General features: G+C 66.1%; 9 protein-coding genes. 8 read left to right on the forward strand and 1 reads right to left on the reverse strand.

Translation table 11 applies throughout. The annotated features are described in order from the left end of the window. Window positions 1-24: 24 nt before the first annotated feature. The 7 genes from Q0894_RS13790 to Q0894_RS13820 all read left to right on the forward strand — a co-directional run bounded on the left by Q0894_RS13790 (window position 25) and on the right by Q0894_RS13820 (window position 10,739). A complete protein-coding gene (locus Q0894_RS13790; protein ID WP_299236358.1) occupies window positions 25-1,032 on the forward strand; it encodes a dipeptidase in 1,008 nt (335 codons plus the stop codon). Window positions 1,033-1,115: 83 nt separating this feature from the next. After that, window positions 1,116-2,810: a BCCT family transporter gene (locus Q0894_RS13795; RefSeq protein ID WP_299236360.1), complete on the forward strand. Its 1,695-nt coding sequence runs from the start codon at window positions 1,116-1,118 to the stop codon at window positions 2,808-2,810. Between the two features lies 1 nt (window position 2,811). Further along, the gene (locus Q0894_RS13800) at window positions 2,812-4,572 is read left to right on the forward strand and encodes a hypothetical protein (RefSeq protein WP_299236362.1); all 1,761 of its coding nucleotides are present in this window, start codon (window positions 2,812-2,814) and stop codon (window positions 4,570-4,572) included. Next, window positions 4,569-5,363, forward strand: coding sequence for an Ldh family oxidoreductase (locus Q0894_RS13805; protein ID WP_299236364.1), 795 nt, complete (start codon window positions 4,569-4,571; stop codon window positions 5,361-5,363). The genes Q0894_RS13800 and Q0894_RS13805 overlap by 4 nt, the downstream gene beginning before the upstream one ends. Window positions 5,364-5,505: 142 nt before the next feature. Next, window positions 5,506-5,889, forward strand: a complete 384-nt coding sequence (locus Q0894_RS13810; protein WP_299236366.1) for a RidA family protein — start codon at window positions 5,506-5,508, stop codon at window positions 5,887-5,889. A gap of 136 nt (window positions 5,890-6,025) precedes the next feature. Beyond that, entirely contained in the window at window positions 6,026-7,741 is a 1,716-nt protein-coding gene (locus tag Q0894_RS13815) for an NADH-ubiquinone oxidoreductase-F iron-sulfur binding region domain-containing protein (RefSeq protein ID WP_299236383.1), read from the forward strand. 10 nt (window positions 7,742-7,751) lie between these two features. Then, on the forward strand, window positions 7,752-10,739 hold the full coding sequence (locus tag Q0894_RS13820; protein WP_299236385.1) for a molybdopterin-dependent oxidoreductase: 2,988 nt from the start codon (window positions 7,752-7,754) through the stop codon (window positions 10,737-10,739). On the opposite strand, the gene Q0894_RS13825 is transcribed toward Q0894_RS13820, so the two are convergent. Then, the gene (locus Q0894_RS13825; RefSeq protein ID WP_299236387.1) at window positions 10,699-11,622 is read right to left on the reverse strand and encodes a DMT family transporter; all 924 of its coding nucleotides are present in this window, start codon (window positions 11,620-11,622) and stop codon (window positions 10,699-10,701) included. The genes Q0894_RS13820 and Q0894_RS13825 overlap by 41 nt on opposite strands. A 409-nt stretch (window positions 11,623-12,031) precedes the next feature. On the opposite strand from Q0894_RS13825, the gene dctP reads away from it, so the two are divergent. After that, entirely contained in the window at window positions 12,032-13,192 is a 1,161-nt protein-coding gene (gene dctP / locus Q0894_RS13830) for a TRAP transporter substrate-binding protein DctP (RefSeq protein ID WP_299236389.1), read from the forward strand. Window positions 13,193-13,221 lie beyond the last annotated feature (29 nt).

Consider the following 13,221-nt stretch of genomic DNA (forward strand, 5'->3'; position numbering starts at 1 on the left):
GGGCCCGAGAGAGGAGTCGAGCTGATGTCCAAGCAGATGCTGACGGTCGATGGTCTGCAGTACTCCAACTGGTCGAGGGAGATCTTCGAGCAGATGCGCGAGGGCGGCGTCGATGCCGTCCACGCTACCCTGGTCTACCATGAAACCACCCGCGAGACGCTCTCGCGGATGGGTGAGTGGAACCGGCGCTTCGAGGAGCATGCCGACCTGATCATGCCGGTGCGCCAGGCGAGCGATATCGAACGCGCGCGTCAGGCCGGCAAGGTGGGAATCTTCCTGGGTGCCCAGAACTGCTCGCCCATCGAAGACGACGTCGACATGGTGGAGGTGATGCGCGATCTGGGGCTGCTGATCATGCAGCTCACCTACAACAACCAGAGCCTGCTGGCCTGTGGTTGCTACGAGGCCGAGGACAGCGGGATCACCCGCTTCGGACGCCAGGTGATTCGCGAGATGAACCGGGTCGGCATGGTCATCGACATGTCACACAGCGGCGAGCGTTCTACCCTGGACGCCATCGAGCTCTCCAGCCGTCCGGTCATCATCTCTCACGCCAATCCGGCGAGCTTTCATCCGGCCAAACGCAACAAGTCCGATAGGGTGCTCAAGGCCATCGCCGAGTGTGATGGATTGCTGGGGTTCTCCGCCTACCCGTTCCACCTCAGGAACGGCTCGGACTGCACCCTGACCGAGTACTGCGAAATGATCGCCCGCACTGCCGACCTGATGGGGGTGGAGCATCTGGGGATTGGTACCGATCTGTGCCAGAACCAGCCCACCTCGATCCTCGACTGGATGCGCAATGGTCGCTGGTCGAAGGAGATGGACTACGGCGAAGGCAGCGCCACCAATGCCGGCTGGCCCAAGCCGCTGGCCTGGCTGCGTGACAGCCGCGACTTCCCCAACCTGATCGAGGGTCTGCGTGGGGTTGGCTTCGCGGAGCAGGAGGTCGCCGGGATCATGGGACAGAACTGGGTGGCGCTGCTGGAGCGTGCCGCCACGCCCGAGCAGGGCCTGAACCGGGTCGCCTGAAGGGAAGGGATCAGCGGTCACTAACATAAAAATCACAACAGCGGCCCCGCTCCTCGAGGGGCCCTACGCCAGAGGCCACTCTGATGTCGTCAACCAAGTCCAACACCAATACCGATACCTACGTCGATAACAGCATCGATAACAACAGCGATACGCCCGAAGCCTCGCTGCCTTCCGGTCAGCACCGACTGGGCGATCCCGTCGTGCTGACCCTGAGCATCGGCTTCATCGTGCTGTTCGTGGGCCTGTCACTCTATGATATCAACGGCGTCGCCGATGCCATTGGCGCAGGCTTCGCCTGGACGGCCAAGGTCCTCGGCGCCTACTTTCAGCTGCTGCTGCTGCTGACCTTTCTGGTCGCCATCGGTCTGACCTGTACGCCCATGGCCAGCGCACGCATCGGCAATACCTTTACGCCGGAGCTCTCCACCTTCAAGTGGGTGTCGATCATCATGTGCACCCTGCTGGCCGGTGGCGGGGTCTTCTTCGCCGCTGGCGAGCCGATCTACCACTTCGTGACGACGCCGCCCTCATTCGACACCGAGGCGGGCACTGTCGACGCCATCGCGCCGGCACTGGCCCAGTCGTTCATGCACTGGGGCTTTCTGGCCTGGGCGGTACTGGGCAGTTTGACCTCCATCGTGCTGGCCCACGCCCACTACGACAAGGGCCAGCCGCTGCAGCCGCGGAACCTGCTCTATCCGCTGTTCGGAGAGCGCATCATGAGCGGCATGTTCGGCGGTGTGGTCGATGCGCTCTGCGTCATCGCCGTGGTCGCCGGTACCGTGGGTCCCATCGGCTTTCTCGCCACCCAGGTGAGCTTCGGCCTGCATGAGCTGCTCGGTGTGGTCAACAACTACACCACCCAGCTGATCATCCTGATCTGCCTCGGTGCCATCTATGTCACCTCGGCGGTCACCGGCATCGACAAGGGCATCCAGCTGCTGAGCCGCTTGAATGTCTTCCTGGCGCTCGGCATCGCGGCGGTGATTTTCCTGTTCGGTCCCACGCTGTTTCTGGTCAACGCCTTTACCCAGGGCTTTGGCGAGTACCTGACCAACTTTTTCACCATGTCGACCATGACCGCCCAGAGCGCACCTGACTGGTGGATGCAGTGGTGGACGGTGTTCTTCTTCGCCTGGTTCATTGGCTATGGTCCGCTGATGGCGATCTTCGTCGCGCGCATCTCCAGGGGGCGCACGATCCGCCAGATGATCCTGACCGTTGCCGTGCTGGCGCCCATCGCCACCACGATCTGGTTCACCCTGCTGGGCGGCTCGGGCATCTTCTATCAGTTCACCGGGGTGATCGACCTGAGCGAGGCGCTGAGCAACTTCCAGTTCGACGTGGCCACCCTCACCGTGGCTCAGGCACTGCCCGGTGGCACCTTCATGGCGCTGGCGATCCTGGTGCTCACCACCATCTTCGTTGCCACCACCGGCGACTCGATGAGCTATGCCATCGCCGTGGTCGGCGCCGGACACGACAGGCCCAGCTCGCTGATCCGCGCCTTCTGGGGCATCACCATGTCACTGATGGCGGCAATCCTGCTGTACATGGGAGCCGGACAGATCAGCGCCCTGCAGCAGTTCATCGTGCTTACCGCCATTCCGGTGTCGCTGGTGCTGCTGCCGTCACTATGGACCGGCCCCCAGGCCGCCATCGCCATGGCCCGCAATCAGGGGCTGGTCTCCCGGGATCTGCGCCCGATCGCGGTCCCCCCAACCTCGTCAACGCCGCCGGCACAGACAGGCTCGACGCCCTCTCAGGAGCAGTAACATGATCGATCGCGTTTCTTCGCTCGAGGAGAGTCTGCGCCTGCGTGCCCCGGAACGGGTCATGGACCTGGAACGTCTGGGCAGCCTGCACCCCAGCCGCCTGAGTTTCGTGCGCAGCCTGATACGCCAGATGGCACGCCAGCGCTGGCAGATCAGCACGACGCGCTTCGATCTCGACGACGACGGCCACGGCACGGCCATCTATCGTCTGCAGACGCCGCGGGGGCGCTATCACGGGGTGATCTTCTCTCAGCCGCTGCCCGACGATGCCCGTTCGGATCGCGTTATCGCCGAGGCCTGGGACGTGACCTTCGGCGTGGTCGAGGGGGATGTGGACGACGCCCTGCTCGAGCAGATGGCGGCCAACGTGCCGCTTCAGGAAGCCGGCCGCCAGCACCCGCGCCTGCTGGTGCTCTCCCGGGCCAATCGCAGTCTGCGCAACTTCGCCGCCTTTAGCGAGGCACTCAGCGCCGGCCAGCAGCCCGACCCCAGGTGGATCACCCGGGTCGGCTACCTGTATCGCACCACGGCCGTCTACGGCAACGGCAAGTTCGGCATCGCCGACTTCGACCGCCTGCGCGACAACCCGGACTTCCAGCGGCCCTTCTCGGCCCAGATGCTGGGGGTCTATCTGCTGCGCCACTTCTCCATCGAGCAGATCGAGCATATCGCCCGGCGCCAGGCGCCGGCGACTGCCGTCGGGCTCGCCACCCCGCTGCGGCGCTATCTGGGGATCGGCAACTCGACCGGACTCGGCATGGCGCCGTTTCTGATCAACCATCCGCAGTTGATCGAGCAGTGGGTCGAGAGCCGTGAACAGGCGCTGGCCCAGATCAGTGCCCAGCAGCCCGATGAGGAGCAGCGTGCCGCGCTGATCGCACTGGTCAGCCGTGCCCAGCGCCATCTGGAGCAGACCGTCACCGAGGATGTCGAGCAGAGCGCGCGCAATGTCGAGACCGCGGCGGCCCTGCCCGAGGTGCGCATCTGGCTCGAGCAGGTGCCGCTGACCAACGACCTCTGGCAGGAGCTGATCGAGTGGGGTCACCGGACCCTGTCGCTGGAGACCCAGGAGCTGATCAACACCCTGCTGCTGGAGATCTACCCGGACATCGTCGAGCCCTTCGAGGACCGCATGGGCGTCGATGAGCGCATGGAACTGACGCCGGAAATGCCGCTGGTGCGCCTGAAGCAGCTGATCGAGACCCACTATGACTGGGCGCTCTCCTATGACTTCGATGATCCCGACAATCGCTACTGGTTCTGGTATCGCTCCGTCGAGAAGGAGGAGCCACGGCTCGGGGTGCGCGACAGCGAACCCGGTGCCGACCGCGAGCTCAAGCTGGCCATCGCCCCGCGGGTAGCGGATACCCATCGCGTCATCAGCGACTATCTGGGCGACCACCCCCGCGCCTCGGTGGTCGACTTTCTGATCCAGCACTCGCGTCACAAGGACATCGTGCGCCGCATTCAGACCATGGTCGAAACGCCTTTTGGCGAGATTCGGGCCAACCTCTGGGCCCGCGACATGAAGCCCATGCATCTGCTGCGCACCAAGCTATCGTTCTTCGGCGCCAGCCGCTTCGACCCCAAGTCGGACCGCTGGGTACGCATCACCCTGTTCCAAGGGGCACCACTGGTTGAAGAGCTCAACGCCGAGCCCGACGACCTGCGTGCCTTCGACGACTGGAGCTTTCCGCTCGAACCATCGACAAGCCACGCCGAGGATATCCCCACCCCCATTACCACCGGAGTCACCACATGAAGGTCTCCTACAACGAGCTCCAAGGACTCTGCCGAAAGGCCTTTCTGGGCCTGGGCTTCGAAGATGGCGATGCCAGCGATGCCGCCGACATGGTCGCCTGGATGCAACTCCATGAGCTCGATGGACTGGAGGCCCTGAACCGTGGCCTCGATTACCTGCTGGCCGAGCAGCATGCCCAGGAGCACGCGCCGGTGCAGCTCTATTCCGATGGTGATCTCGCGGTACTCGATGGCCAGGGGCATAGCGTTCTCAGAAGCTCGAGCCTGGCGCTGGAGCTCGGCTTCGCCAAGGCGCGCGCCCGGGGCCTCTCGGTGATCAAGATCCGGCGCTGCCACAATCGCCAGCTGATCATGGGCTATCTGGCCCGCATCGCCGGGCGGGGCATGAACGTCACCGCCTTCTGGCGTAACGCTCAGGCCCCGGAGGGCAGCGACCAGCCGCCGCTGACCGAGCAGGTGGTCGGCTTTCGTGCCAACAGTTCGGTGCCCGAGATCCGCGTCTATGCGGTGAAGGAGGTTCCCGAGGAGAACGAGCCGAACGACGGCATCACGCTGGTGTTTGCCAACCACGTCGACCTGCTGCCGTCGATGCGCTCCGAGTTCGACTACGAACTGCTGGCCCGCCATGAAGAGTCGACGCTACTGGCCTGCCGCGAGCGGGCCATGCTCGATGGTATCCCCATCAATGATGGCGTGTGGAACAGGCTCAAGGACCTGGCAGCACGCATTCTGGTCGAGTCCACCGATGCCTCCCGCGGTGGCGCCGGGGCCGGCGTCACCGACAACGATTGAGTCATCGACTCATTGGGTGCCGAGCAGGCCCGGCGCTCACCCTCGAGGAGCGCCGGGGCTCGTTATCCACCCACATATCTGTACGCCCATTCCCTTGTCCGTTTATCCATTTATCCAGAGCACCCCAGAGAGGGACACCCCCATGGTTCAGCCCGTTACCACCGATCTGTTCGCTTCCCGCGCCCCGCTGTCATGGGCAACCGTGGGCAATGGCATCCTCTTCACCGCCCAGATTCCGATCGACGAACAGGGCGAGGTCGTCAGCGGCGGCATTGAGGCCCAGGCCCGCCAGACGCTGGATAATCTGGTGCACACCCTGGAGTGCGCCGGCGGTGGCGTCGAGAACCTGACCCAGGTACTGATCTATGTGACCCGGCGCGAAGATCTCGCCACGGTCAACAGGCTCTATGCCGAGGTGGTGAAGGCCCCCTATCCCAACCGTGCCGCCATCATCGTCTCGGGCTTCGCCCGCGAGGAGATGCTGGTCGAGATGGTGGCCTACGCCGCCATCGATGAGGCAAGCTGACGGAGGCGCTGGTACCTGCCTGGAGATTGTCCTGGCGCGGGGCAAGTGCCACCATAGGGATGATTCATATCAACGCACGCGAATATAGAACCCGCTGACTGTCGCGCCTCTTAACAATTATGACAACGAGCTCGTTATGACTGTGGAGATCACTCAACCGAAGCGTCGCCGCGGCAGGGCCCGTGGCCGCGAACTGGCCCCGCTGGCGCTCGCCGGGCTGCGTCGCCTGCTGGGCGATGAGCGCAGCGACCCCAGCCTGCAGCGCCGTGACCGGCTGATCGAGCATCTGCATGGTATCCAGGATGCCCATGGCCACCTGGCCATGGTCGAGCTGCGGGCGCTGGCCGCCTACATGAACCTGCCCATGGCGGCCATCTACGAGACCGCGACCTTCTACGCCCACTTCGACGTGGTCCACGACGACGAGGCACCGCCGCCGGCGGTGACGGTGCGGGTCTGTGACTCTCTCTCCTGCCAGCTGGCCGGCGCGGAAGCCCTCAAGGCGGAGCTCGAGGCCGGTGCCGCCCCGGAAGCGGTTCGCGTGGTGCGCGCGCCCTGCATGGGGCGCTGCGATAGCGCGCCGGTGGTGGAGGTGGGGCACCACCATGTCCGCTACGCCAGCGTGGAAGGGGTCGAGGCGGTGATCGATACCGGTCACTTCCACCCTGAGACGATCCTCTGGGAGCGCCTGGCCGACTACCGCGAGGCCGGTGGCTACCGGCTGCTGAATGCCTGCCGCGACGGTGAGGTGAGCGTCGAGAGGCTGATCGAGGCCTTCGAACATGCCGGACTGCGTGGCCTGGGTGGCGCCGGCTTTCCGCTCTATCGGAAGTGGCAGGCGGTTCGCGCCGAGCCGGGCCCTCGCTATGCGGTGATCAATGCCGACGAAGGCGAGCCAGGCACCTTCAAGGATCGCTTCTACCTGGAGCGCGAGACCCATCGCTTCCTGGAGGGTGCCCTGGTCGGCGCCTGGGTGGTGGAGGCCGAGGCGCTCTATATCTACCTGCGCGATGAGTATCCCGGCCTGCATCGGGTGTTGCACAGGGCCATCGGCGAGCTGGAGGAGGCCGGCCTGGTGGCGCCGGGCTATATCGTGCTGCGTCGCGGTGCCGGCGCCTATATCTGTGGCGAGGAGTCGGCGCTGATCGAGTCTCTGGAGGGCAAGCCCGGCAAGCCCAGGCATCGTCCCCCCTATGTTGCCCAGAGGGGGCTCTTCGACCGTCCGACCCTGGTCAACAATGTCGAGACCGTCTACTGGATCCCGCGCATCTGGGAGCAGGGGGCCGAATGGTTTGCCGCCCAGGGGCGTCATGGCCGGCGTGGTCTGCGCAGCTTCTCGGTCTCCGGCCGGGTCAAGCGCCCAGGGGTGCATCTGGCCCCGGCGGGCATCACCCTGCGCGAGCTGCTGGAGGAGTACTGTGGCGGCATGGCCGAGGGCCATCACCTGCTGGGCTATCTGCCCGGCGGCGCCTCCGGGGGGATCCTGCCGGCCAGCAAGGCGGATATCCCGCTCGATTTCGATACCCTTCAGGAGCATGGCTGCTTCATCGGCTCGGCGGCGATCGTCGTGCTCTCGGACCAGGATGATCTGCGTGCCGTGGCCAGCAACCTGTTGGCCTTCTTCGCCGACGAGTCCTGCGGACAGTGCACGCCCTGCCGCATGGGGAGCGAGAAGATGCTCACCCTTCTCGAACGCGACGAGTGGGATGTCCCGCAGCTCGAGCGGCTCGCCCGGGTGATGATGGACGCCTCCATCTGCGGCCTGGGCCAGGCCGCGCCCAATCCGGTGATCAGCCTGCTACGCGACTTCCGCGGCGAGCTTGCCGGCCGCAACCTGATCGCCAAGGGGTGAGGAGGGAGAGATGAGTGACCAGAGCGTAATGGAAAGCTTTACCCTGAATCTGGATGGCGCCGAGGTCAGCGCCTGGCCCGGCGAGACCCTCTGGCAGGTGGCCAAGCGCGCCGGCGAGACCATTCCTCACCTGTGCTTCAAGGACGCCCCCGGCTACCGTTCCGACGGCAACTGCCGCGCCTGCATGGTGGAGATCGAGGGGGAGCGCGTGCTCGCCGCCAGCTGCATCCGCGAGGCGACCCCCGGCATGGTGGTGAAGAGCGCCGGCTCCGAGCGGGCCCGCGAGGCGCGGGAGGAGGTGCTGGCACTGCTGCTGGCCGACCAGCCCGAACGCGAGGCGAGCCCCGATCGTTCGAGCCACCTGTGGGACATGGCCGACCGGCTGGCCGTCGACGCCACGGCGGTGGGCGAGCGCCTGCCCGCGCGGGCGGAGCGGAGATCCCCTACGGTGCATCATGTGGCCGAGAGGGCCGACTCGCTGCCCCATGCCGGAGGGCATGACGCCACCCACTCGGCGATGAACGTCAACCTGGATGCCTGCATCACCTGCGGGCTCTGTGTGCGGGCCTGTCGCGAGGTGCAGGGCAACGACGTGATCGGCCTGGCCCATCGCGGGGCGGCATCCAAGATCGTGTTCGACTTCGATGACCCCATGGGCGAGAGCACCTGCGTGGCCTGTGGCGAGTGCGTCCAGGCCTGTCCCACCGGGGCGCTGATGCCGGCGACCCTGATCGATGACGCGGGCCGTGGCGACTCCGCCGTGGCCGACCGCACCGTCGACTCGATCTGTCCCTACTGCGGGGTCGGTTGTCAGCTGACCTACCACGTCAAGGATGACCCGCCACACGTCGAGGAGCGCCGGGGGCAGGGCGAAGAGGAGGTCCGAGGACCAGGGATGGCCGAGGTAGCTTCCAGGGAGGGACTCGTAGCGCCTCCCCGCAGCCCTGCCGCCGGATCAGCTCCGTCCAATGCAGAAGCTGGGCGCATACTCTTTGTCACCGGTAGAAACGGCCCCTCCAATCAGGGCCGGCTCTGCGTCAAGGGACGCTTCGGCTTCGACTACCCCAATCATCCGGCGCGACTGACCCGGCCGCTGATCCGGCGCGAGGGCGTGCCCAAGGGGGTCGATCCCGACTTCGATCCAGCCGACCCGCTGACTCACTTCCGCGAGGCGAGCTGGGAGGAGGCGCTGGATCTGGCGGCGGAGGGGCTCACCAACCTCAAGGCCGGAAACGGTCCCGAGGCACTCGCCGGATTCGGCAGCGCCAAGTGCTCCAACGAGGAGGCCTGGCTGTTCCAGAAGCTGGTGCGTACTGGCTTCGGCTCCAACCATGTCGATCACTGTACCCGCCTGTGCCACGCCAGCTCCGTGGCGGCCCTGATGGAGTGCCTGGGTTCCGGCGCGGTCACCGCGTCGTTCATGCAGGCGCTCGAGGCCGATGTGGTGGTCCTCACCGGCTGCAACCCGGCGGTGAACCACCCGGTGGCGGCCACCTACTTCAAGCAGGCGGCCAGGAACGGCACCCGGCTGATCATCCTCGACCCTCGCGGACAGGCTCTGGACGCCTACGCCTGGCGCAGCGTGCGCTTCACGCCGGGCGGCGATGTGGCGCTGCTGAACGCCATGCTCAACGTGATCATCGCCGAGGGGCTCTACGACCAGGCCTATATCGATGCCCATACCGAAGGCTTCGCGGCGCTGGCGGCGAGCGTGGTCGACATGACTCCCGAGGCCATGTCACCGCTGTGCGGCGTGGCGCCCGATACCCTTCGCGAGATCGCGCGGGCCTATGCCACCGCCGACAAGGCGATGGTCTTCTGGGGCATGGGCATCTCCCAGCACACCCACGGCACCGACAACGCTCGCTGCCTGATCTCGCTGGCGCTCGCCTGCGGGCAGACCGGGCGCCCGGGAACCGGCCTGCATCCGCTGCGCGGCCAGAACAACGTCCAGGGCGCCTCGGACGCCGGCCTGATTCCCATGGTGCTGCCTGACTATCAGCCGGTGGGCGACGCCCAGCTGCGTGCCGCCTTCGAGGAGCTGTGGAATACCGAGCTCGACCCCGAGCCCGGGCTTACCGTGGTGGAGATCATGGATGCCATCGTGGCCGGCACCATCAAGGGGATGTACATTCTCGGCGAGAACCCGGCGATGTCCGACCCGGATCTCAACCATGCACGCCAGGCGCTGGCTACCCTCGAGCACCTGGTGGTGCAGGACCTGTTCGTGACCGAGACGGCCCAGTTCGCCGATGTCATCCTGCCGGCCACCGCCTGGGCGGAGAAGGATGGCACCGTCACCAACACCAACCGCCAGGTGCAGATGGGGCGCGCCGCGGTGGCCCCGCCGGGGGAGGCGAAGCCCGACTGGTGGATCATCCAGGAGATGGCCAGGCGCTTCGGGCTGGGCTGGGACTATGCCCACCCGCGGGAGGTATTCGCCGAGATGAAGCAGGGCATGTCCTCGCTGGACCATATCAGCTGGGAGCGCCTCGAGGCGGAGGACTCGGTGATCTACCCCTGCCTCGCCCCCGACGCTCCGGGCGAGGATGTGGTGTTCAGCGACGCCTTCCCGCGGGCCGGCGGCAAGGCGAAGTTCTCGCCCACCCGCCCGCTGCCGCCGGATGAGCCGGTGGATGCCGATTATCCGACGGTGTTGACCACCGGGCGGCTACTGGAGCACTGGCACACCGGCGCCATGACGCGTCGCAGTCGGGTGCTCGATGATCTGGAGCCGGAGGCCGCGGCCAGCCTGGCTCCCGCGGAGCTGGGACGCCTGGGGGTGGCGCCGGGAGAGCCGATCACCATCGCGACCCGGCGTGGCACGATCACCCTGACGGCACGCTCCGATCCGCGCATGCCCGAAGGCATGGTGTTCGTGCCCTTCGCCTTCGTGGAGGCGGCGGCCAACCTGCTGACCAACCCGGCGCTGGACCCCTACGGCAAGATCCCGGAGTTCAAGTACGCGGCCTGTCGGCTCTCGCCGGCTGCCCCTTGACCACCAGCACCACGCCGGCGATGGCAATGGCCATGCCGGCAAGCGAGGCGGGAGGCAGGGCCTCATCGAACAGCCACCAGGCCTGCAGGGCGGTAACCGGTGGCACCAGGTAGAACAGGCTTGCCACCCGCGAGGCCTCGCCGCGCTTGATCAGCGCCATCAGCAGCAGGATGGCGCTGATCGAGAGCACCAGCACCAGCCATCCCAGGGTCAGGGTGAAGACGGGAGTCCACGTCACGCTGCGCTCCTCGAAGAGCAGTGCGCCCAGCCCGAACAGCGTGGCGGTGGCCAGATACTGCACCACGGTACCGGAGAGCAGCGGCATGCCGGTGCAGTGGCGCTTCTGATAGAGCGTGCCGCCGGTAATGCCCAGCAGCGCGACCAGCACGGCCCCCAGTGCCCCCAGGCCGAAGCCCTGAAAGAGGTTCTCGCCCGGGTCCAGCTTGCCGCCCAGCACCAGGGCGACCCCCACCAGCCCCAGCAGCAGTCCCAGCCACTGGCGTGTCGCCAGCCGCTCGCCCAACAGTGGGCCGGCGAGCCCCGCCGTCATCAGCGGTTGCAGCCCCACCAGCAGCGAGGCGAGCCCCGCCGGCATGCCCAGGTAGATGCCGTAAAAGACACCCCCCAGATAGGCGCCATGCACCAGCAGGCCCGAGACCGCGATATGTCCCCACAGCCGGGAGCCGCGGGGCCACTCGCCGGAGAGCCAGTGGGCGAGGGGAGCCAGCAGCACCAGGGTCAGAATGGAGCGAATGAAGAGGAAGGTGAAGGGCTCGGCGTAGGGCAGGCCGAACTTGGCACCGATGAAGCCGGTGCTCCACAGCACCACGAACAGCAGCGGCATCGCGGCGAGCCACAGGCGATGAGAGAAGATGGCGGGCATGGGGGCGTCCTTGCAGGGGAAGCAACCATCTTGGCTGCCTCGCAGCAGGCTGCCAAGGGGGCGTGGCGCCCGCGAGGGTTTGTGCTTTGGTCGTAGAGTGTGGGGTCAGTGGCTAACTGGTCAGACCAGTTTTTTCTCATTGCTTACAATATATTGTCGTCGATGGAAGGGCAGTGGTTCGCGGATGACGAGCAGGGCAACGTTGAATCGCAGCGTTGGCCGGGCACGGGGCTTTCGCTAGCTTCTTGAGTGGAGCGCCTGTGCGCTTACCGACCATGCACGATGGAGTCGAGCGTGGGGCGTCGGGGTCGCCTGGGCGGCCATGAACGGCGAATCGGTCCAGGGAAGATAACAACAAGATCCGGCCATGCCCCGGCGGGGCCGGCCACCGCCATCTGGAGTTTATTCCATGCAAGATGACAAGCAGCCATCACGCATCCTGACGTCACCCGACGATGCGACCTTATGTCGTCGCGAGCCCGATCGACGCCGCTTCCTCAAGGCCGCCGCGGTCGGTTCCGCCGCCGCCGTGGCGGCGCCCTGGATCGGCAATGTCCAGGCCCAGGAGGGCATCCGCATTCGCATGCAGTCCTCGTGGCAGCCTGGCACCGTCGGCTATCGCACCTTCGAGGACTGGGCCAAGGGCGTGGTCGAGTCCACCAGCGGTGAGGTCAATATCGAGCCCTTTCCCGCCGGTGCCGTTGCCGGGGCCTTCGAGGTCGCCGATGCCGTGCGCAATGGCGTGCTCGATGGCCAGAACTGGTTCACCGTCTACTGGCCGGGCAAGATGCCCGCGGGTGTCTTCCTTACCGCCTACCCCATGGGGCTCTCGCTGCCCCACCAGTGGGACATGATGTTCGGCGCCTATGGTGGCCTGGATATTGCCAAGGATCTCTACCGCAAGCAGGGCCAGGAGCTGCTGGGTTATGTCCACCACGACCTCAACCTGATCCACTCCAAGGTGCCGCTGCGCAGCTTCGATGACTTCGATGGCATCAAGATCCGCATGCCCGGCGGGATCGTCGCCGAGACCTTTGCCGCCATGGGCGCGCGTACCACCCTGCTGCCGGGCTCCGAGGTCTATCCGGCCCTGGAGAAGGGCACCATCGATGCCGCCGACTTCACCGGTGCCGCGGTCAACTACGAGCTGGGGTTCTGGCAGGTGGCCGACTACATCATCATGGGGCCGCCCTCCACACCCTGCCTGCATCAATCCGTCGACCTCATGGATATCGCCGTCAATCGGCGCGTCTTCGAGCGCATGTCCTCCCAGACCCAGGACCTGATGCACGACCTGGTCGCCGCCTACTCCCGCGAGCACTATGCCGCCATTCAGAAGGCCAACGCCGAGGCCTGGCCCAAGTACCGCGAGAAGGGCGTGGAGATCATCCACCTGACCGAAGAGGATGCCACCCGCTTCCGTGAGGTGGCGATCCCGCTGTGGTTCAAGTGGGCCAACAAGGACCCGGATGCCGCCCGTCTTTTCAAGGCTCACCTCGACACCATGATGGATCCCGCGGTGGCGCTGATCACGCCCGAGGACATCAAGGACTACGAGCTCAATATCTGACCCGCCGGCTCGAACAGGCCGGGTGCTGC

Origin of the sequence: uncultured Halomonas sp. (genome assembly GCF_947501415.1) — a bacterium.
GTDB lineage: Bacteria > Pseudomonadota > Gammaproteobacteria > Pseudomonadales > Halomonadaceae > Halomonas.

What these genes read in the sequence shown, in the direction of transcription:
- Q0894_RS13790 (WP_299236358.1), top strand. Translation starts at nt 25, where the DNA reads ATGTCCAAGCAGATGCTGACGGTCGATGGTCTGCAGTACTCCAACTGG.
- Q0894_RS13795 (WP_299236360.1), top strand. Translation starts at nt 1,116, where the DNA reads ATGTCGTCAACCAAGTCCAACACCAATACCGATACCTACGTCGATAAC.
- Q0894_RS13800 (WP_299236362.1), top strand. Translation starts at nt 2,812, where the DNA reads ATGATCGATCGCGTTTCTTCGCTCGAGGAGAGTCTGCGCCTGCGTGCC.
- Q0894_RS13805 (WP_299236364.1), top strand. Translation starts at nt 4,569, where the DNA reads ATGAAGGTCTCCTACAACGAGCTCCAAGGACTCTGCCGAAAGGCCTTT.
- Q0894_RS13810 (WP_299236366.1), top strand. Translation starts at nt 5,506, where the DNA reads ATGGTTCAGCCCGTTACCACCGATCTGTTCGCTTCCCGCGCCCCGCTG.
- Q0894_RS13815 (WP_299236383.1), top strand. Translation starts at nt 6,026, where the DNA reads ATGACTGTGGAGATCACTCAACCGAAGCGTCGCCGCGGCAGGGCCCGT.
- Q0894_RS13820 (WP_299236385.1), top strand. Translation starts at nt 7,752, where the DNA reads ATGAGTGACCAGAGCGTAATGGAAAGCTTTACCCTGAATCTGGATGGC.
- Q0894_RS13825 (WP_299236387.1), bottom strand. Translation starts at nt 11,622, where the DNA reads ATGCCCGCCATCTTCTCTCATCGCCTGTGGCTCGCCGCGATGCCGCTG.
- dctP (WP_299236389.1), top strand. Translation starts at nt 12,032, where the DNA reads ATGCAAGATGACAAGCAGCCATCACGCATCCTGACGTCACCCGACGAT.